Genomic DNA, 18,834 nt, shown 5'->3' on the forward strand with positions numbered 1-18,834 from the left:
ATAATTTTCTTTAAAAATAAATTGCGAAAAATATTTTCTTGTAGTATTATCATTAATGAAAGGGGTATCAAAAGCTAATGAAAAAGCAACCATACATTTTACCGAACATTTCTATGAAACGTGATGGCGAGCAACTGATAATTAAATTGCAGAATGAGAACAATGGCCCTTATCAGCTTTTAATAGGTGATGTACCAGAACTTGAAAAAATACAAAAGGTTATAGCGGAAAGCTCTAGCGGTGATTTTACAGTTAAAATTCCACGCAAGAATTTGCCAAAATACTATATTATCAAAAACACCGCTTCTCATTTTGTGACGAATATCTTTGCTGAACGAGTTATTCCACTTGAAAATGCAATCAATATCCGAGATATGGGAGGCTACTCAGCTAAAGACGGGCGCTTTTTAAAATGGGGTGTTTTGTTTCGCGGAGATCAGTTATCAAAGCTTAATGACAGCGATCGGCAAATATTAACAAATTATAACTTGCAAACAATTGTTGATTATCGTTCACCACATGAAAGACAGTATCATCCCAATAAATATTTACCTACAGTTTTACAAATTCTCAATTGTGACCCACAGTCAAGCTTTTCTGAGGCTGCCGCAAATGTAGTTGATTTAAAAGGTGAAAATGAAAAATTGGTACAGTCTTTGGAAAATGGTGAAGTCCCAGAAAGGTATATCAACGATCGTGGCGACAATGTCATTGAAAGTTATGAGGACCTAGTAACCTCTCCGATTGCGCAAAAGTCTTATGGCAGAATGCTAAAAGCTGTGGTGCGCAGAGAAGCTTTGCCATTACTTCACCATTGCCGTGGTGGCAAAGATAGAACCGGTTTTGGCTCAATGCTGATATTGCTGCTGTTGAACATCAAAGAAGAAGATATAGTGCGCGATTACATGCTGACTAAGATTATTCGCAAAGAAAGAAACCAGTTAAAGTATGACTTGTATCATAAACTGGTTCAGAAAAAATCATATCTTGATTATTTAATGGCTATGATTGATACGCGCGAAAGTTACATTAAAGCGGCAATCAATAAAATATACGAGCTTTTTGGTACTCCTGAAAATTACTTTCAGCAACATTTTAAATTAACTATGGCAGAAATTAACAAAGCCAGAGATTTTTATTTGGAAAAGGGGAACGAAAATGGCAGATAAAAATTCCGCAGTTGCAGTGATTTTAGCTAGTCATGGTTACATGGCAAAAGAAGCACTGCGTAGCACAGAAATGATTGTAGGTAAGCAAGATAATTGTGCTTATTTGGCTGTGACTGAAGACCTGAACTTGGATCAGGCAAAAGAAAAAATGAATCAAATGTATGATGAACTTGACACCAGTAATGGCACCATCATTATATGCGACATTTTAGGTGGCACCCCGTCAAATGTCAGTGGCACCTTTTGCTTAGAAAAAGACAACATCTTGGTGTTAAGCGGGTTGAACTTGCCAATGTTGCTAGATTTATTCACCAATCGCAATCGCAGTTTGGCTGAACTAGCAGAATCACTAGAGAAGTCCTATAACATGGGCTTTCAGAATATTTCAGATAGATTTAAAGAAGAGGAGCAAGACGAAGATGGCAGTGGAATTTTGTAGAATTGATGATCGTTTAATTCACGGACAAGTGGTAACGACTTGGCTTAATGTTAAGCAGATTGAGCAAGTGATAATTGTTGATGATAAGGTTGCCAAGGATAAAATTCAATCCAATGTTTTAAAAATGAGTGTTCCGCGCAATGTTAAATTACATATTTTTTCAACTGAGAAATTTTTAAAAATTGTCCCTCACAACCCAGTTACAAGAAGAACCATGCTTTTATTTGCCTCTCCATTTACGGTGGAAAAGATTGTTGACAGTGGTTATCAGATACCAAAATTAAATATTGGTGGCATTCGCGGCAATGATGAACGTAAACAATATACCAAAGCTGTTTTCTTAACTGATGAGGAAAAGAAATCACTGGAGAAATTGCTGGATTTAGGAGTAGATATAGAGATTCAAATGGTTCCAACAGATGGAGCAGTTAAATTAAGTGAGGTTTTACAGAAATGAAAGTCTTTATCTTAACGGCTTTGGCCTTTCTCTTAGGAATTGATAATGTCAGTACAAAGATGTTCAGGCGGCCTTTGTTAATTGCACCAATTGTGGGTATTATTTTAGGCAATTTGCAAGCTGGACTTATTATTGGCGCAACACTTGAAGTTATGTGGATGGGTATTGGTGATGTTGGTGCCTATATGGCTCCAGACATCATTACCGGTACGATGATTAGTACTTCTCTTGCAATAATGGGTAACACCAGTGGCAATATTTCAACAATGGTGGCAACTGCCATTACACTGGCTGTTCCAACTTCAATTTTGGCGCAACAACTACTTGTTTTAATCGAAACAATTAACTGTTCTCTTAACGGCTGGGCCAAACGGCTAGCTGATAATGCTGATGTTAAAGGTACATTTTGGCTAACATGGCCACCTGCATTTTTATACGGTTTTGCTTGTGCATTCCCTACTTTTTTGGCCCTGCAATTTGGTGCAGGAGCAATTCAACAAGCAATAAATGACCTGCCAAAATTTATTATTAATGGCTTAAGCACGGCAGGCTCCATCATTCCTTCAGTGGGTATTGCATTATTAATGATGACAATGCTTAAAAAAGGCGAATTGTGGATGTTTATTATTTTAGGTTTCGTCTTATCTTCCTATTTAAAATTAGATATCTTACCAATTACGTTGATCGCTTTGGTGTTTGCTTTCTTATACGAAAGAGCAACTCGTGAGCCTAGTGCTAAAGCTCAAGTTTCACCAAGCACGCAATTAAATAATTCAAGCAGCGATGAAGAAGACGATGAGGAGGACTATGACCTATGAGTGAAGAAAAGTTAACTGCGCCTGAACACAAATTGAACAATAGAGATATTTGGCGCATGTTTATGCGACTCAATACTATGCGCATTACCTTAAATTATGAAACGCTGCAAGGTGTAGGATTTATGCGGGCAATCGCACCGGCTCTGGCAAAAATCTATCCTGATAAAAAAGACTTATCAGAAGCTATGAAGCGGCATTTGGTTTTCTATAATTCTCACGTTAACTTCGATGCTGTAATTTTAGGATTATCAGCCGCAATGGAGGAAACAACATCTCCTGATGAAAAAGATGGGATCAATCCATTAAAAACCGGGTTAATGGGACCTTTGGCCGGTTTAGGCGACAGTCTGATTAAATTTACATGGTTGCCAATCGTTGGTAGTATTGGTGCCTCAATTGCTTTTGGTGGCAGCATCTTTGGCCCGATTTTGATGTTTATTCTCTATAACATAATTAATATGGGAGCAAGATACTATGCTGTTTCATTTGGTTATAAAAAGGGAATTGCTTTTTTAAATAATAACGAACAAAGCGATGTCATCCAGCGTATTTCCACAATGGCTAATGTAGTTGGATTAATGGTTGTTGGTGCTCTGATTTCAACAGTTATTAAAGTCAAAACACCATTAAAAATTGTTGTTCACTCTAATGTATCTAACAAAGTTGGTGGCAATGTCATTAGCTTGCAATCGATGTTTGATAAAATTATGCCAGGTCTGTTAAGTCTACTGGTAACTGTTTTGGTTTACTACATCTTAAAGAAGACTAATGGTAAACATGCAGCAATGTTAATTATTGCAATGATGGTGGTAGTAGTTGGCTTAACCTATTTCAAGATTTTGTAATGAATAATTAGTTTAAAAACTATAATGTTATATAAAGAGACTGCTAAATCAACGTTTTGTTAACGTATTTAGCAGTCTCTTTATGTGTCACTATTAAGACCCGACCTCAGTAATACAATACGAATTACGGTTAGTTTTTAATCTTTTTGGCTATTTATTTTAAAATATTGAATTTCTTGCGGCAGCCATACTTTCATTATTTTAATAATTCACTTTAAATTGCTTAGAAATAGTTTTAAATATTTATTGGCTTTTTCTAGAACTGTCATGAATAAATAATTTACGAGTATCAAAGGTAGTCTTATGATAAATTGAGTTATATATCTTTCTTTTTGGATGGGCCCAACCCATACCACGCTTACCATAGTTGGGAATGATAGCTCTTTTTATAGCCCTTGTCGCTCTCCCCTTTGTTCTGGCAGAGATAGACCTTCTTAAACTAGGCTTTCTAAAACCAATTTTAATCATTATTTATTCTTCTCCTTAATCTTCCCATTTGCATAAGGTATAACCTTGATTAATAGCCTTTTTTAGTGATATTTTGGTGATATTGCCATGCGCTCTTCGAAGACCACGGCAACTCGGATTAAAATGGTATCTTCTCCCCGAATTAGGAGCTATATATACTTTGCGTATATTACGTTTGACGACACCTTTCCGCTTTTTTTGCTTTCTTTTTGCAGTTAGCTTTCTTTTACGAGTAGTTTTTCTGCTTTTTACAGTTACTTTTTCAGTGACTACTTTTTTCGCATTACTTTTTACTACTTTGGTCGATTTTGCAATAACAGTTTGTTGAGAATCTTGCATACCTGTATTGCCAGAAATAAAACTAGTAAAAAAAGATATAAAAATAATTGCAAAGCAAAAGCACATTTTTTTATAAAAAGGTCTTTTATACTGCATATCTTACCTCCTCAATAACACAATCAGCTGTTTAATATAATCATACCTCATATAGAAATAAAATGTGTAATTTTTTATATAAATGAATACAATACACATTATATTTGTTGTTATGAGTATTTATTCAGTAAAAAATCTCGTTTTGCTTTTAACCAATACTTGTATAATAATTGTGGAGGCGAGACTATTAGTATAGGACCTTTGTCAGAATGGGTGACAGCATTTGCCGAAATTGCAGCCGTTTGTGTGGCGTTATTCTTGCCGGTTTATGATAAAAAACAGGAAAAACGCAAGAAAACGCGAAATATGAAGGCTATTTTTACGTTTTTAATTAAAAAGGCTTTAGAAGAGAAAGATACTTCAAACTTGGAATCATACTTTAAAATAAGTTATCTTAATTATTGACAGTAATGATGATAAACAAATTTATTCATTGCTGCAGCATGCAATTGAAATTTTAAATAATTAGAATATTCCGGAGAATAAAAAAGAAGAAAATATTGGGCAAGTATTAGAATATTTAAATAAGAAAAAGGACAGAAAAAACAAAGATAGGGAGATTAAAATGAACTTTTAAATCTTAAAGGCGTATTTTTTTATAATAATTAATTTGTTTCACTTTGATTGACTTGTAATTGAATGTTAAACAACTGAGTCTCTAGATTACCAGCTTTTAATGCATTTTGTATTTTGTAATCTAATTTTTCAGACTTGTCATTGTAATCTTTAAATTTTGGTAGGATTGTACCATCTTTCATTATTAAGTCGAGCTTTTTAATGGTTAGGTTATGAAAGTTAATTACTTTCTCGTCCAGAATTTTTTGAGTTTTTCTATTGTTTACAACAGCAGGTAAAACAGAGCATCCCATATTAGTCTTCATTACTTCTTTTTGCACGGTTTTATTAGTGCAGAGTAATTTCATAAATTCCCAAGCTCCTTTTGTATTTTTAGCTTTACTCGAAATAGCAAACATTGTGGTCTCAATTGGCGTTGCTTTAATTCCTTTGATACTAGGCATTTTGGTGCATTCCCATAAAAAATTATTATTCCGGGTAATATGGAAAGGATAAGAAGTATAAGTACGATACTGGGCAAGCCCCAATGGCATAAAAGCTACACGACCTTTATCGAACAATTGCGAAGTAACATTAAAAGTAGACTGGTCATTAACAATATTTTCAATTAGCGTAAAAGCGCGTCTGGAACGATCAGATGTTAGCTCAACTTTACCATCATTTGTATTAAATAATTTTGCTCCATAGGCGTATTGAGCATCTTGCCAATTATAATTCATAGTTACACCATAATATTTCTTTTTAGTGTTTGAATAAGTAATTTTACGACATAGTTTATAAAACTTCTGTGGTGTCCAATTATAACTAGGCGTACTCATTTTAAATTTTTCCAGCAATGTCTTGTTCATTACCATTAACGTAGGATTAGCTTCATAAGGTAATGCAAGTTGTTGATTATTATATTGTCCTGCCTTAAGTGCACTAGCATAAAATGTTGAGGGCTTAAGATTATCTTGTAACATAAAGGAAGATAAATCTTTAAATGTACCCTCATTAGCCAATGCATTAAAATCTCTATTAGGAACAATAATGAGATCCGGAGTTTTATTCTCAATGATTTTTTCACTTAGCCAGTTACGGTAATCATCCTGTTGAATGCCGCTTTCATACTTGATTTTGATTTCAGGATGTTCTTTTTTAAATTTACGAATTGCATAATCGATTACTTTATATTGGTGTCCATTGGGTACATTCCAACTGCTACTGGTATAAAGTCCGATTGTAAGGGTTTTTTCGTTTTCCTGCAGATGATGGTGCCAATAGAAGGCTCCTGAAGCAATTAAAATAATTAAACAAATAAATGTAATAATTTTATTTCTGTGTTTCATTATCGTCCTTAATATTTTCGCTTGTAACTCCAGTTTGAACAGCCCAGATTGCCAACTGTGTGCGGTCTCTTAATTGTAATTTATCTAAAATTTTTGAAATATAGTTACGAACCGTTCCTTCTGATAAAAACAATTTAGCTGCAATCTCTTTATTGGAAAGTCCAAAACCAACTTGTTGAATTACTAACCATTCATGTTGAGAAAAATTCTGTGTGTCTTTATCGTTAACTTGGATGGCGTAATTAGCTTGTGCCATTTTAGAAAAAAGTCGAAAAACTTTCTCGGTAATATCAGGGTTTATCATTGCGCCACCTTGATATACTGTTTTGATCGCATTATAGAGCTCCTTTGTTGATGCACCTTTTAATAAATAGCCTGAAGCACCATATTTTAAAGCGCTAAAAATAAAATCATCGTCATCAAAAGTGGTTAAGATGATTACCTTAATACTAGGATATTTTTCTTTAACATATTTTGTGCAAACAGTACCATCCATGACTGGCATCCGTACATCCATTAAAATAATATCGGGTTTTTTCTTTTTAATACTCTCTAATACTTCTTGTCCATTTGCAACAGTATCTGTAACAGAAAAGTCCTTATTAGCTTCAAGAATAATCTTTAATGAATCTCTTATTAATTGCTGGTCGTCGGCTATCATAATTTTAATCATATGTATCACCCTCTGCTGGAATATCAACTACTATTTTAAAGCCATCATGTCCGTCAAAACTGATTTTGCCATTGATAATTGCCACTCTTTCTTTCATTTGTGTAATACCATAACCTGGTACAATCTTTTTGGCTCCTGTGCCGTTGTCTTTGATTACCATTTGATAAGTATTTTTATTGTGCACAGTACATACAATAGAAACTTGACTTGCATGCCCGTGTCTGAGTGAATTAGTAATTGATTCTTCAATAATGCGAAAAACCACGTCCTCAGTCGTCTTTTCAAAGTCTGCAGATCCCCAATGATAAGAAAAGTCGATTTTAATACGAGAAATGTCTGAATACTCTTTCAGCATTTTTTTTAAAGACTCCTGCAAGGTGTAACGATTTAATGCTCCCGGACGAATACGATTTAGTGCTTTACGCACATCTTTAATTCCTTGTTTAACAGCAATTTGAATTTTCTCTAACTGCTTTTTGGCTTCTTCTTTATTAATATCAATTAAAACTAAAGTAGCATCAATTCCAGCAGCGATACCTGTGAGTGCGTGACCCACAGAATCATGTATATCACGTGCAATGCGTTTTCTTTCACGATCTTTCGCGATATATTCTGACAAAGCAGCGTAATTTTTTAATTCATAGTTGGCTTTGGAAGCTAAAGCCAATTTATTTTGAATATCATTTTCTTGGTTTAACTGGTAAATAGCAAAATAAATTAAAATTAAAATGAATAGGGTTAAATTAAAAATGGTAATAAAGTTTTTCCAAACTAATAATTTTGGCCCGATATTAATGGGTAAGAAATTTAAGTAAATTGTTAAATCTGGTAAGGTTATAAAATGGCTAAGAATTGAATAGTCTGTGATTACAAGTAAAAAAAGTAAAAATACCACTACCACTACCCAGACTAAATAGTCACGAAAGTCATATTGATTACGGTTACTAATAATAAAATCTACAAAAATCAATAAAAAGATACCATTATATGTTAGTCGCAGAGATAAGAAAACGAAAATTGCCACAATAAATTCTACGAAAATGATAATGTTATTTAATTTTGTATCCTGCTTAAAGGCGTAATAATAATGATGAAAAGCCATGATAATTGCTAAAACAGAAAAACTAATAATACTTTCCCAAAAAATAGTTTGAGGTGAGTCTGGAATATGATGTAACGACTCCAAAAACTGGTAAGACTGTGAAGTTTTAATGACATAATTTGTGGCGTAAATAAATAATGTAGCATTAAATAAGATGGCGAAGAAATTAAGCCATAACATAGTTCTGCGTAAAAATATCAAGACTTTAAACTTAGGCATCATTGCCACCCTAGCACGTTATAGTGATTAATATTTTTGTTTGTAATTAAATAAACTGGCAAAATTATTTTTTTCGGGACTTTTTTACCAGCGATTAGTTTATAAGCAATTTTGACGGCAGTTTTACCCATATTCAAAGGTGTTTGAGCAGCAGTGGCAATGGCATTGTGATTAACGCCTAAAAGCTTTTTCATGTTTTCTGAACCATCTACGCTATATACGTCTATTTGCCGTTTCAATTTTACTTCATCAATTGCAGCTAAGGCGCCAACAGCCGCCTGATCATTTAAAGCCATAATTGTGTTAAATTTAGGACCTTTCTTAAGCGCTCGTTCTACTAATGGAAAAGTTATTTCCGATTGACCATAAGTGTTAATTTTGTCAACAATATGAAAATTTTGGGGTTGGGAAGAGTTTTTAATTGTATCAGTAAATCCTTTTATGCGATTATTTGCTGAATAAGCTGAATAGTGTTCCAAAAGCAAAATTTGTGCGGATCTTTTATGTCTTAACAGATGCTGAGCACATAGTTGACCAGCACGATAATTATCTGAAAGAATGGTACAGTCGGCATAACGAGCTGATTTCATCTGTGAGTCGACTACAATAATTTTAATTCCCCTTTTCTTTGCTAAACGAAGTGCATTTTGAATTTTCATACTGTTGCCATCAACCGGATTTATAATAATGGCATCAACACCTTGACGGATAAATGCATGAAGCTCTTCAACCTGTTTATTCACAATTAGTGCTGGGTCCCTATTATATAGGCGGTCATGGTGGTCTTCAACGTAATTAGCGATTTGTTCATTTAAAACGGGGAAAAAGCTATTATTCATAGTCATATAAGTAGAACCAATTTTTACCTGATCATTCTGACTGGGATATGCAATAAATGTTACATACACTATTGATATAAAAAAAGCAGCAAAAACCAATTCACTCAAAAGCAGGATTCTTGTTTTGTGGTGGAATTTTAAATTATGCTGCTTTTTTTGCTTGGATAAATTCATGTCATCATCTCATTATATTGAAAATTTATTACTTAATAGTAATTATTGCTGAAAAGACTGTTTCATTCAACTATATTTAGGAAAGCGCTTTTAAATAGTGACAATTGTCACACCCTATTTAATGACATTTAGCACTGTTAGCATAAACAGTGCTTGTGCTACTTTTAACATATGTTAGGAAAGAGAGGAATGAGGCATTGAAATATTTAATTTTGGTTTCTCACGGACAGTTTGCTGAGGGAGTAAAAACTTCATTGGAGATGTTTGCTGGAGATGCTATTAAGCATTGCTTTGCATTAGGTCTTCATAATGGTGATTCTGCAGAAGACTTTACTAAGAAAGTTACTGCCTTTTTGCAAGAAGAAGAGTTCAAAAAAGAAGATGAATTCGTCATTATTGCCGATATCATAGGTGGCAGTCCGTTAACTACTTTTTTAAATGTATTTTATGAGCAAGGTTATTTGGAAAATTCTGTGGTAATAGGAGGAATGAACTTCTCAATGACACTTGCCGCTTTAATTTCACTTGAAAATATGTCCAAAGAAGAGTTGATCAAAGCGGCTATAAGTGAAGGTGAAAAAGCAATAAAGCAATATGAAATTCCCCAAAATTCAGTTGATAGCGAAGATGATATTTAGATCTAGGAGGAAAAACAATGACTGTTTCATTGATTAGAGTCGATGACCGGATAATTCATGGTTTAATTACTACCCGTTGGGCAAAAGAACGTCCTTGTGACGGGATTATAGCTGTAAATGACAAGGCAGCTACCAATCCTATCTTAAAATCCGCATATAAATCTGCGGGTGAAGATCAGGGTAAGAAAACTTTTATATGGACAATGGCTCATTTTAATGATGTTAAGGATAAAGTATTGAATTCTAAAACCCGGTACTTTTTGATTACCAAGAATCCACAAGATATGAAGCACATTTTGGTCGATCTTGATTTTGTCCCAAGTGACCAAAAAGAATTAATTGTGGGTCCAGGTAATGACCGTCCGGGAGCAATCAAATTAGGCAGTAATCAATCTTTTACACAAGAAGAAGGTGATGCTTTTGAGGCAATTAGCCAAAAAGGATATAAGGTTCACTTTGCTTTATTACCAGATAAACAATTAGGCTACTGGGATAAATTCAAAGGCAAATTCGGTTATTGAGATACATTTACTCAAACGAGTATCTAACCTTAATAATTTTATAAGAAGAAGGAGAAAAAATGACTATAAGTTGGTTACAAGCCGCCATTTTGGGAGTATTTGCGTGTTTATGTTCTAACTCCTGTATGGCTGGTCAAGCAGTCGGTAATTATACTATTGGACGACCACTAGTTGGTGGATTGGTCTGTGGTATCGTTTTAGGCAACTTGCCGCTAGGAATTGCCTGTGGAGTTGCTACCCAGTTGGTTTACATTGCCTTAGTTACACCCGGAGGTACGGTTGCTGCTGATGTGCGGGCAATTTCATATATTGGTATTCCACTAGCTATGGTTGCTATTTCATCACGTGGACTTAATCCAATGGGTTCAGCAGCTGCAAACATGGCAAAATCTCTTGCCACACTGGTAGGTACAGTCGGATCGGTACTATTTTACGCAGTGGCATTTATGAACCTGATTTGGCAGGCATTTGGCTGGAAAGATATTCAAAATGGTAAGTTAAATCGCCTCTACGGAGTTGATTTTGGCTGGCCTTGGTTATCTCACTTAGTATTCTCATTCCTGCCGACACTTTTGATGACGCATTATGGTGCAGAAGCCGTAACTGCTTTGAGAACAGCCTTACCAATGAACGGCATCCCAATGAAGACCCTGTTTACTGTTGGTGCGATGCTACCATGTGTTGGTATTGCTATCTTGCTTCGTCAAATTATTAATAAAGTGACTGATTTCATTCCATTTTTAGTTGGTTTCACTTTAGCAGCTTCATTACACTTAAACCTTGTTGCTGTGACAGTTATTTCATTATTGTTTGCTGTAATTATGTATGAAATTGAAATGGCTAAGGGCTCAGGAAATTCAAATGCAAGTTACGCCTCATCAAATGGAAATGCTGTTGATGACGACGAAGAAGAGGAGGACATCTAAAAATGGATGCAGAGAAAAAGAGAATTAGCCATAAGACCCTGAGTAAGTCTTTTAACATCTGGTTTTGGGGCGCTTTAACCTGCTTTTCACAGGAGCACATGCAGACATTTGGCTATTTATGTTCAATGTTGCCAATTATCAAGGAATTATATCCTAATGACAATGAAACACAGACTAATAACATTAAGGCATATACAGCTTTCTTCAACACCAATCCAATGTTAGGTTCGGTTATCATTGGTGCTACTGCCAGTCTTGAAGAAGCTCGTGCAAACGGTGAAAATATTGATGGTCAAACTATTAATGACATGCGTGCCGGTTTGATGGGACCAATAGCTGGTATTGGTGACTCACTAATTGACGGTACTTTGATTCCGATTTTACTTGGTATCGCTTTGGGTATGTCAAGAAACGGTTCACCAGTTGGTGCTATTTTTTACATCATCGTTTGGGATCTCATTGCTTACTTTGGTCAACGTTTCCTTTACTTCCGTGGTTACAAGCTGGGGGATAAAGCTGTCGGCTTTTTAGTAGGTAAGCAAGGTAAAGCCGTTAGACGTGCGATCTCCATTGTCGGTGGTATGGTTGTTGGTGGTGTTCTGGCTACCTGGGTTAACGTCACTACTTCTTTACAACTGAGAGATAATACGGGACACGTTTTCCTTGATTTGCAAAAGCAGTTAGATGGTATCTTCCCTGGCATCTTAACAGTAATCGTTACTCTTTTCTGCTGGTGGTTAATGTCCAAAAAGCATGTTTCTGCTATCTGGACAATGATCATTTTGATTGGTGTAGCTTTTGTCGGTGTTGTCCTTGGCGTATTCAATCCAGGACTCAAATACTAGAAGTAAAAACGGTGTAATAATGGACCTTAAGAAAATAACTGCCGGTTATCAAAACGAAGTTAATTATCAAAAAAAGATGCTGCAAAATTTACAGTATTGGCTGCAGACTTTATTGGCAATTGCCGCAATCGGCTTGGTCTTATGCTATTATTTCTATGGCAAAACCACTTGGCTCTTTATTGTGGGCGTGATTTTACTGGTATTTGGTGTTCTTGGCGGAGCTATTGTTGCTTATGGCAGGCACCGTGGTAAGCAGAATGTCAAATTGATAATTTCTGATTACGAAAAGAAAGTTAACTTTTTAAAAAATAAATAAAGAGCAAATCAAATAGGGCTGAAGAAGCAAATTCTTCAGCCCTATTTTTATGCTTGAAAGAATATTTTTAAAACTTTGTTTCTTTAATATCGTCTTCTGGCCGATGCCCTTGAATCCTGATCACTTGCCAGGTAAAATCACTTTTAGGTGCATTTTTTAAGTTGATAGTCAATTGGTTATCAGCAAAAGTGAAACCAAGTTCAGTTCTTTGGGCAATCATTTCAACGCGGTTGGGTTCAGTGGTCAAGCCGTGAATTTTTATTATTTCAGGCAAGGGGGCCTTGATGAAGATATACTTCTGAAAGTGCATGTGTCTATTTTGCAACACAAAGCCATTATCTTCATTAACATTGCTGATAGTAAGATGACACGGCTCGCCTTCATTGAAGGCATGACCAAACAGATGCATCCAGTTATTGATTTGCGTAAGCAGTGCTTTAGTTTCTGCCAGTAAATTGCCGTCATCTGTGACGGGAATATCAATTACTGCTTGTTGTCCTGCTTTGCGCTGCAAAATTAGTTGCTCTACCACATTCGCGGCAGATAATTCATAGTTAGCTTGAATGGGCTCAGTAGTGACTAAAGCAATAGTATACTTTTTGCAGGCTTTTGCAAAATCAGTTTTAAATGCATCAGCAGCAACGGCGCGAGCACCAATATTGCGTGCAGTTTTTACTAAAAAATCAGCGTCTACACCTTTAGCATTTTTTAGTTTAAAATTTAATACGATGGCAAAATCAGGATTCATTAATTTTTCTCCTCTAGTAAATATCAGTAATAAGTTTAACCCAAAAGGTGGTAAAGATGAAAATTATTATTTCACCAGCGATGAAGATGATAGTCGACCGCGAATCTTTTCCTGCTAAGTCGCAGCCGCAGTTTTTAGCCCAAGCTCAAGCATTAGCTGCTTTTTTAAAAAAGTGCAGCTATCAGGAATTGCAAAAAATTTGGCAGTCAAGTGAACGCACGACCAAGGAAGGTCAAAAACAAATTAAGGAACTTAATTTAAACCAAAAGGACAATCTAACTCCAGCCGTTATTTCGTATTCTGGTATTCAATATCAATACATGGCTGCTGACCTGTTTACTGCTCCTGCTCTATCTTATTTACAAGACAATGTACGGATATTATCGGGACTGTATGGTGTTTTACGACCTTTTGACGGTGTATGGCCCTACCGCTTAGAAATGAAAAATAAAGTTTGGGGGTTTAGTCAGCCCAACTTGTACCAATTTTGGGGTTCAACAATCGCTGATAATCTTTTTAATGAAGATCAAGTGTTAATTAATTTAGCTTCAAAAGAATATTCGCGCAATATTACGCCCTTTGTAGCAAATAACAGACAAATGATTAGCATTAATTTTCAAGAAAAGAAAAATGGTCAGTGGAAGACAGTTGGTGTACATGCCAAAATGGCGCGTGGAGAAATGGTGCGTTATATTGCGGAAAAGCAATTGAGTAAGCCGCAGCAATTGCAGGACTTTCATGATTTTGGCTTTAATTTTGTACCAAATATTAGCACCGACAATACTTACATATTTCGGACAGAGTATGATTTTAGGCGGCGCTGAAGAATTTAGAGTAAAAGAATATATTTACGACATAGAAATGTGAGGTTATTATGGAAATTGTTTTTGTTCGTCATGGTCAAACTGATTTAAATAAAACTGGCCGAATTCAAGGCTCAGTCTATGATCATGATTTGGATGAGGTTGGCCGTGCAAGTGCTGAAAGAGCCGCTGCTAATTTTGATCCTTCTGGTTTTGACGTGGTCTTTTCAAGTCCCTTAAAGAGATCTTTGACTACCGCTAAAATTTTCACCAAGGGACAAAGAGAAATTAAAATTGATCAGAGGTTAACAGAAATTAATTTTGGCGAGTGGGATGGTAAATTTCTTTCCGAATTAGGACAAAAATATCCTGACGCAATTGATCCTTGGGGTAAGGCCGCTGCTGCTTACATCAAATATGCACCTAGTGGTGAATCATTTGCGTCATTAGATGAAAGATGCGGCAGCTTTTTAGCTGATATGAAAAAGAACTATTTAACTAAAAAAGTTTTGGTATTTTGTCATGGCACTCTTATCAGAATGATGTTTGCTCATTATTTTACGCAAGGTGATATGAACTTCTTTGAAACTATGGACAATTGTGCGTTAGCAAAAGTTTCTTATCGCAGTGGCATTCCGCGGGTAAACTATTATAATCGTATTTTGACACTAGAATAAAAAGCAAGAGGCCTCAAGAAGAGGTCTTTTTTGCTGGCTGCAATTAATTGAGCATTATAATTGACGATTAATCATAAGTGAATTATTCTTTTTAAGTGACACGGTGTCACTAAGAGGAAACAGGAGGTGAACTGGAATATGGCTAAGTCAACTTTTATTAACTTGCCACTAGATAAAAAGCAAAAAATTGAAAGTGCATTACTGAAAGAATTCAGTCAATATCCTTTGGCAAAAGCGCAGGTAGCGCGAATAGTTAAGGAGACTGGGATTGCGCGTGGCGCTTTTTATAAGTATTTTACGGATTTGAATGATGCTTATCACTATATATATGATTTAGCTCTAAAAACTGTTCATTCACCAGTGAAAATATTGCCGCAATTTCAAGCACAGCAGTATTACGATAATGTAACTCATTTCCTGGAAGAAACAAAAGAAAGTACATATGCAGGATTAATTAAAATGCATATTTTGTATAACGAGAATACATTTGATCATCATTTTCCGGCAAAAATACTGTCCGCATTAGATCCGCAAAATTGGAGTGCTATGGTACTTAGTCATGCAGCTATTAGGATGGTTCTTGAGAATCCAGAACAAAAAGCAGCTATTATGAAGCGCTTGAAGGCAAGTTTGGAATTGTTAAACAGAGGGAAAAATTAATGTTTTTAGCAATTAAAGAAATAAAAAGAGAAAAACTTCGTTACGGCTTAATTATTTTAATGATCTTTTTGATTAGCTATCTAATATTTATTTTGTCAGCACTGGCAACAGGTTTGGCCAGTGAAAATACCCAGGCACTAGAATCTTGGAATGCACAGAAAGTAGTTTTAAACAAAAATGCTAATGTCAGTATGAGTCAATCGATTTTAACAAAAAGTGACTTAAAAAAGGACGCATTAACTAAAGATGAAGCCCTAGTTGGACAAATTCCGGTAGTAGTCAAAAACTCAAAGCGACCACAAATTTCAGCGCAGTTCATCGGAATTAAAAAGGAGCAGTTTATTTATCATGATCAGGAACTGATTGCAGGTAGAAAAGCAAAAAAGAATTATGAAGTAACTGTCGATCAGGCTTTTAAAGCTAAGGGTTACCAGTTAGGCGATAAATTAGCGCTAAACGGATCTACTAAAAAGTACCGCATTGTTGGTTTTGTTAAAAATGCCAAAATCAATATTGCCCCAATTATTTATGGCACGCTGCAGTCTTGGAAAAAATTACGCCAAGGAATGCCAACTTTGCAAGCTGCGGCAATAGTGTCTCGTAATCCAGATTATAACTATAATTATCAAAATTGTAAGACCTACCCCATTAACCAGTTTATTAAAAAACTCCCGGGGTACACTGCCCAAAATATGACTTTTGAATTAATGATTGGTTTTTTATATGTTATTTCATTAATTATAATTGCAGTTTTTCTCTATATTTTAACAATGCAGAAACTGCATAACTATGCGGTTATGCGTGCACAGGGGATTCCCAGCAGTACATTAGTTAAAGCAACTATTAGTCAGGCATTGATATTAGTGCTTGCAGGTTTAATTATCGGATTGATAGCCACAATGATAACAGTCAAGGTTTTACCGCCCGCTGTTCCGATTAGTTTTACACCAAAAATTATTTTGACCGGAACAATCGGCTTATTGGTAACTGCAATTATCGGCAGCTTAATTCCAGTCAGATCAATATTAAAAGTAGATCCAGCACAGGCGATAGGTGAATAACATGGCAATTATTGAATTAAAGAATGTTCAAAAAGTTTATGGTACAGGGGCGGCACAAGTCGTTGCGTTAAAAAACATCAATTTTAAGGCAAACCTAGGTGAAGTGGTATTAATTATGGGCCCGTCAGGAGCTGGTAAAAGCACCTTTTTAACAATTGCCGGCTCTTTGCAAAAACCGACTGCGGGCAAAGTTATTGTTGGTGGTCAGGACATTGCGCATATTTCTACTAGAGAAAGTGACCGTTTACGACTAACGCAACTTGGCTTTGTACTGCAGGCTTATAACTTAGTACCGTTTCTAAAAATTAAAGAGCAATTTGAATTAGTTAATAAGGTAAAAAAAGAGGGCAATATCAGTGCTGCAAAATTGCAAGAATTACTCAAGCAGCTGAAAATTAGTTCTTTAATTAATAAGTATCCTAATGAACTATCGGGTGGGCAACAGCAGCGCGCAGCTATTGCTCGTGCTCTTTATGCTAACCCGCAAATTTTGCTGGCCGATGAGCCTACCGCTTCTCTTGACAGTGAGAATGTGGCTGAAGTAGGGCAATTGTTCAAAAAATTAGCCAAAGATTATCACAAAGCCGTCTTGCTGGTCACACATGATCCGCGGCTAGAACAATACGCAGATCATATTTATGAAATGATGGATGGAAAAATCAGGCAAAAGAGTTAATTGCTAATTTTCAAGAATAAAATAACTATTAGCAATGTTTTTTTAAAAAATGTCAAAGTAACTAAATTGTTTTATCAATAGTAATTTTTTGTTTGTAATTTTTTTAACTAGTTCTAATTATTGTTATTAATTGAAACCGCTTATTAAAAGTTAGAAAAATCCTTTATTCTTTTGTGTTAGGAAAAAGTACTTTGTCCTTGACAAAGTACTTTTAAATTTACTATTCTTAGTAATAGTAAAAAAGATGTTATTTTTAAGCAAAATAACAGAAGTAATTAAAAATAAAATTATTAATTTTTAAGCTGTTTGAAGAATTGATTGAGAGATGGATTCTACGTTAAACTGACTAAAATATTTTATTTCATGTTTTTATTTGGCAGGATTTTTGTCTATAGCTTAATAGTGTAATACTAAATTTTTGTTAAATAAAGCTTTTTATCTAGAGGTACAATGATGAACGATATTCCCGAAGACAAATCTATTGAATTAACAACTGACTACCAGGACCATAGCATTAATATGGCTTTTTCGGATAATCTAACAGATGATTCTGAACGTGGCTATATTCTATCAGCTGCTTTCTTTTCATTTTGTGCAGCTCAAGGCTTAAGTAAAGAAGAATTAAGTGATATGGTTTCAACTTACTATGATGAGTTTTTGAATAATGAGGATTAACTGCTCATTACATTTGTGTGCTTAAATATATTTCACCTGCGGCAATACCAGTTCTAGAAGCTGGTCTAAAAAATACGTTTAAAGTTAATCAAGGAAAAAATCAAAATGGCTAGAAAAAAAGAAATAGGAAAAAGTAAGATCTTAAATATTGCTTATAAAATGGTTGTTAAGGATGGAGTTGAAAGCTTAACGGCCCGCAGCATTGCTAAGGCTGGCCATTTTTCTACTCAGCCTTTGTATCTTGAATTCGATAGTATGGACGATTTACGCCAAGAGGTTTTGCGTAAAATTGCAGACAACTTAAAGAATAAAATTTTACAGAAAAGCTATATTGCTGAACCATTGATTGACATGGATTTATCGTATATTGATTTTGCCCAAGAACAAGAGAACCTCTTTAAAGCAATGTTTGTTGAAGGTAAGTGTGGCAATGAAATAATCGCTGATACTTTAATAGATTTTGGAACTGAGAAATTTAAAGAGCAATATCCGGATAGTAAGTATTCTGCAGAAAAAATCAGAAGTATTATTATTGCTAACTGGATAACTACTTGTGGAATTGCTTCATTAATAGTTAATAAAATTGCGACTTTTTCTCAAACACAAATTATCAACGTTTTAAAGGCACAAATTAATGATGCAATTTTAAACGACTGGCTTAGCAAGAAAAGTAATGTTTCTCTGTTTAAGACAGAAGAAAAATACAATTAAAGCCCCGAAATAGTTTTTACTACTTACATAGTGTA

Annotated in this window: 24 protein-coding genes; 17 read left to right on the forward strand and 7 right to left on the reverse strand. The window is 35.0% G+C overall.

The window, feature by feature from the left end:
* Positions 1 to 77 precede the first annotated feature (77 nt).
* The 5 genes from H3R29_RS00750 to H3R29_RS00770 are packed head-to-tail and all read left to right on the forward strand — an operon-like array spanning position 78 to position 3,728.
* Entirely contained in the window at positions 78 to 1,169 is a 1,092-nt protein-coding gene (locus H3R29_RS00750) for a tyrosine-protein phosphatase (RefSeq protein WP_198202288.1), read from the forward strand.
* Positions 1,159 to 1,608, forward strand: coding sequence for a PTS sugar transporter subunit IIA (locus H3R29_RS00755; protein ID WP_198202289.1), 450 nt, complete (start codon positions 1,159 to 1,161; stop codon positions 1,606 to 1,608). The genes H3R29_RS00750 and H3R29_RS00755 overlap by 11 nt, the downstream gene beginning before the upstream one ends.
* A complete protein-coding gene (locus H3R29_RS00760; RefSeq protein WP_122037218.1) occupies positions 1,589 to 2,065 on the forward strand; it encodes a PTS sugar transporter subunit IIB in 477 nt (158 codons plus the stop codon). Before H3R29_RS00755 ends, H3R29_RS00760 begins: the two co-directional genes overlap by 20 nt.
* Positions 2,062 to 2,883 carry a PTS sugar transporter subunit IIC gene (locus H3R29_RS00765; protein WP_122037219.1) on the forward strand — a complete coding sequence of 274 codons (822 nt, stop codon included), beginning with the start codon at positions 2,062 to 2,064 and terminating at the stop codon, positions 2,881 to 2,883. Before H3R29_RS00760 ends, H3R29_RS00765 begins: the two co-directional genes overlap by 4 nt.
* The gene (locus H3R29_RS00770; RefSeq protein WP_110445528.1) at positions 2,880 to 3,728 is read left to right on the forward strand and encodes a PTS system mannose/fructose/sorbose family transporter subunit IID; all 849 of its coding nucleotides are present in this window, start codon (positions 2,880 to 2,882) and stop codon (positions 3,726 to 3,728) included. The genes H3R29_RS00765 and H3R29_RS00770 overlap by 4 nt, the downstream gene beginning before the upstream one ends.
* A gap of 243 nt (positions 3,729 to 3,971) precedes the next feature.
* On the opposite strand, the gene H3R29_RS00775 is transcribed toward H3R29_RS00770, so the two are convergent.
* The 6 genes from H3R29_RS00775 to H3R29_RS00800 form a co-directional block, all read right to left on the reverse strand.
* A complete protein-coding gene (locus H3R29_RS00775; RefSeq protein WP_198202353.1) occupies positions 3,972 to 4,193 on the reverse strand; it encodes a hypothetical protein in 222 nt (73 codons plus the stop codon).
* A gap of 18 nt (positions 4,194 to 4,211) precedes the next feature.
* The gene (locus tag H3R29_RS00780) at positions 4,212 to 4,631 is read right to left on the reverse strand and encodes a hypothetical protein (protein ID WP_198202290.1); all 420 of its coding nucleotides are present in this window, start codon (positions 4,629 to 4,631) and stop codon (positions 4,212 to 4,214) included.
* 605 nt (positions 4,632 to 5,236) lie between these two features.
* Positions 5,237 to 6,535: an ABC transporter substrate-binding protein gene (locus H3R29_RS00785; RefSeq protein WP_187156848.1), complete on the reverse strand. Its 1,299-nt coding sequence runs from the start codon at positions 6,533 to 6,535 to the stop codon at positions 5,237 to 5,239.
* A complete protein-coding gene (locus H3R29_RS00790; protein ID WP_122025585.1) occupies positions 6,519 to 7,208 on the reverse strand; it encodes a response regulator transcription factor in 690 nt (229 codons plus the stop codon). Before H3R29_RS00790 ends, H3R29_RS00785 begins: the two co-directional genes overlap by 17 nt.
* Complete coding sequence (locus H3R29_RS00795) at positions 7,201 to 8,529, reverse strand: sensor histidine kinase (protein WP_370567371.1); 1,329 nt, start codon at positions 8,527 to 8,529, stop codon at positions 7,201 to 7,203. Before H3R29_RS00795 ends, H3R29_RS00790 begins: the two co-directional genes overlap by 8 nt.
* Complete coding sequence (locus H3R29_RS00800) at positions 8,529 to 9,542, reverse strand: sugar ABC transporter substrate-binding protein (RefSeq protein ID WP_198202292.1); 1,014 nt, start codon at positions 9,540 to 9,542, stop codon at positions 8,529 to 8,531. The genes H3R29_RS00795 and H3R29_RS00800 overlap by 1 nt, the downstream gene beginning before the upstream one ends.
* A gap of 197 nt (positions 9,543 to 9,739) precedes the next feature.
* Between H3R29_RS00800 and H3R29_RS00805 the strand changes: the two genes are divergently transcribed.
* Genes H3R29_RS00805 through H3R29_RS00825 form a run of 5 tightly spaced genes read left to right on the forward strand, consistent with a single transcriptional unit; the run spans position 9,740 to position 12,788 of the window.
* Complete coding sequence (locus H3R29_RS00805) at positions 9,740 to 10,180, forward strand: PTS sugar transporter subunit IIA (RefSeq protein ID WP_198202293.1); 441 nt, start codon at positions 9,740 to 9,742, stop codon at positions 10,178 to 10,180.
* Positions 10,181 to 10,197: 17 nt separating this feature from the next.
* Positions 10,198 to 10,701 carry a PTS sugar transporter subunit IIB gene (locus tag H3R29_RS00810; RefSeq protein ID WP_038521053.1) on the forward strand — a complete coding sequence of 168 codons (504 nt, stop codon included), beginning with the start codon at positions 10,198 to 10,200 and terminating at the stop codon, positions 10,699 to 10,701.
* 59 nt (positions 10,702 to 10,760) lie between these two features.
* Positions 10,761 to 11,627, forward strand: coding sequence for a PTS sugar transporter subunit IIC (locus H3R29_RS00815; RefSeq protein WP_198202294.1), 867 nt, complete (start codon positions 10,761 to 10,763; stop codon positions 11,625 to 11,627).
* A gap of 2 nt (positions 11,628 to 11,629) precedes the next feature.
* Positions 11,630 to 12,472 carry a PTS system mannose/fructose/sorbose family transporter subunit IID gene (locus tag H3R29_RS00820; RefSeq protein ID WP_198202295.1) on the forward strand — a complete coding sequence of 281 codons (843 nt, stop codon included), beginning with the start codon at positions 11,630 to 11,632 and terminating at the stop codon, positions 12,470 to 12,472.
* Between the two features lie 19 nt (positions 12,473 to 12,491).
* Positions 12,492 to 12,788, forward strand: coding sequence for a DUF202 domain-containing protein (locus H3R29_RS00825; RefSeq protein WP_187156842.1), 297 nt, complete (start codon positions 12,492 to 12,494; stop codon positions 12,786 to 12,788).
* A 67-nt stretch (positions 12,789 to 12,855) separates the two neighbouring features.
* On the opposite strand, the gene H3R29_RS00830 is transcribed toward H3R29_RS00825, so the two are convergent.
* Positions 12,856 to 13,536, reverse strand: coding sequence for a hypothetical protein (locus H3R29_RS00830; RefSeq protein WP_198202296.1), 681 nt, complete (start codon positions 13,534 to 13,536; stop codon positions 12,856 to 12,858).
* Positions 13,537 to 13,592: 56 nt separating this feature from the next.
* Between H3R29_RS00830 and yaaA the strand changes: the two genes are divergently transcribed.
* From yaaA to H3R29_RS00865, 7 genes are all read left to right on the forward strand, one after another.
* Positions 13,593 to 14,360, forward strand: coding sequence for a peroxide stress protein YaaA (gene yaaA / locus H3R29_RS00835; RefSeq protein ID WP_198202297.1), 768 nt, complete (start codon positions 13,593 to 13,595; stop codon positions 14,358 to 14,360).
* 50 nt (positions 14,361 to 14,410) lie between these two features.
* Positions 14,411 to 15,016: a histidine phosphatase family protein gene (locus H3R29_RS00840; RefSeq protein WP_198202298.1), complete on the forward strand. Its 606-nt coding sequence runs from the start codon at positions 14,411 to 14,413 to the stop codon at positions 15,014 to 15,016.
* Positions 15,017 to 15,154: 138 nt separating this feature from the next.
* On the forward strand, positions 15,155 to 15,676 hold the full coding sequence (locus tag H3R29_RS00845) for a TetR/AcrR family transcriptional regulator (RefSeq protein ID WP_198202299.1): 522 nt from the start codon (positions 15,155 to 15,157) through the stop codon (positions 15,674 to 15,676).
* On the forward strand, positions 15,676 to 16,737 hold the full coding sequence (locus H3R29_RS00850) for an ABC transporter permease (RefSeq protein WP_198202300.1): 1,062 nt from the start codon (positions 15,676 to 15,678) through the stop codon (positions 16,735 to 16,737). The genes H3R29_RS00845 and H3R29_RS00850 overlap by 1 nt, the downstream gene beginning before the upstream one ends.
* Position 16,738: 1 nt before the next feature.
* On the forward strand, positions 16,739 to 17,413 hold the full coding sequence (locus H3R29_RS00855; RefSeq protein WP_122037226.1) for an ABC transporter ATP-binding protein: 675 nt from the start codon (positions 16,739 to 16,741) through the stop codon (positions 17,411 to 17,413).
* Between the two features lie 453 nt (positions 17,414 to 17,866).
* Positions 17,867 to 18,088, forward strand: coding sequence for a hypothetical protein (locus tag H3R29_RS00860; protein ID WP_198202354.1), 222 nt, complete (start codon positions 17,867 to 17,869; stop codon positions 18,086 to 18,088).
* 105 nt (positions 18,089 to 18,193) lie between these two features.
* Positions 18,194 to 18,799 carry a TetR/AcrR family transcriptional regulator gene (locus H3R29_RS00865; protein WP_122025605.1) on the forward strand — a complete coding sequence of 202 codons (606 nt, stop codon included), beginning with the start codon at positions 18,194 to 18,196 and terminating at the stop codon, positions 18,797 to 18,799.
* Positions 18,800 to 18,834: the final 35 nt, after the last annotated feature.

The sequence above is a fragment of the Lactobacillus sp. M0393 genome, assembly GCF_016102025.1.
GTDB lineage: Bacteria > Bacillota > Bacilli > Lactobacillales > Lactobacillaceae > Lactobacillus > Lactobacillus melliventris.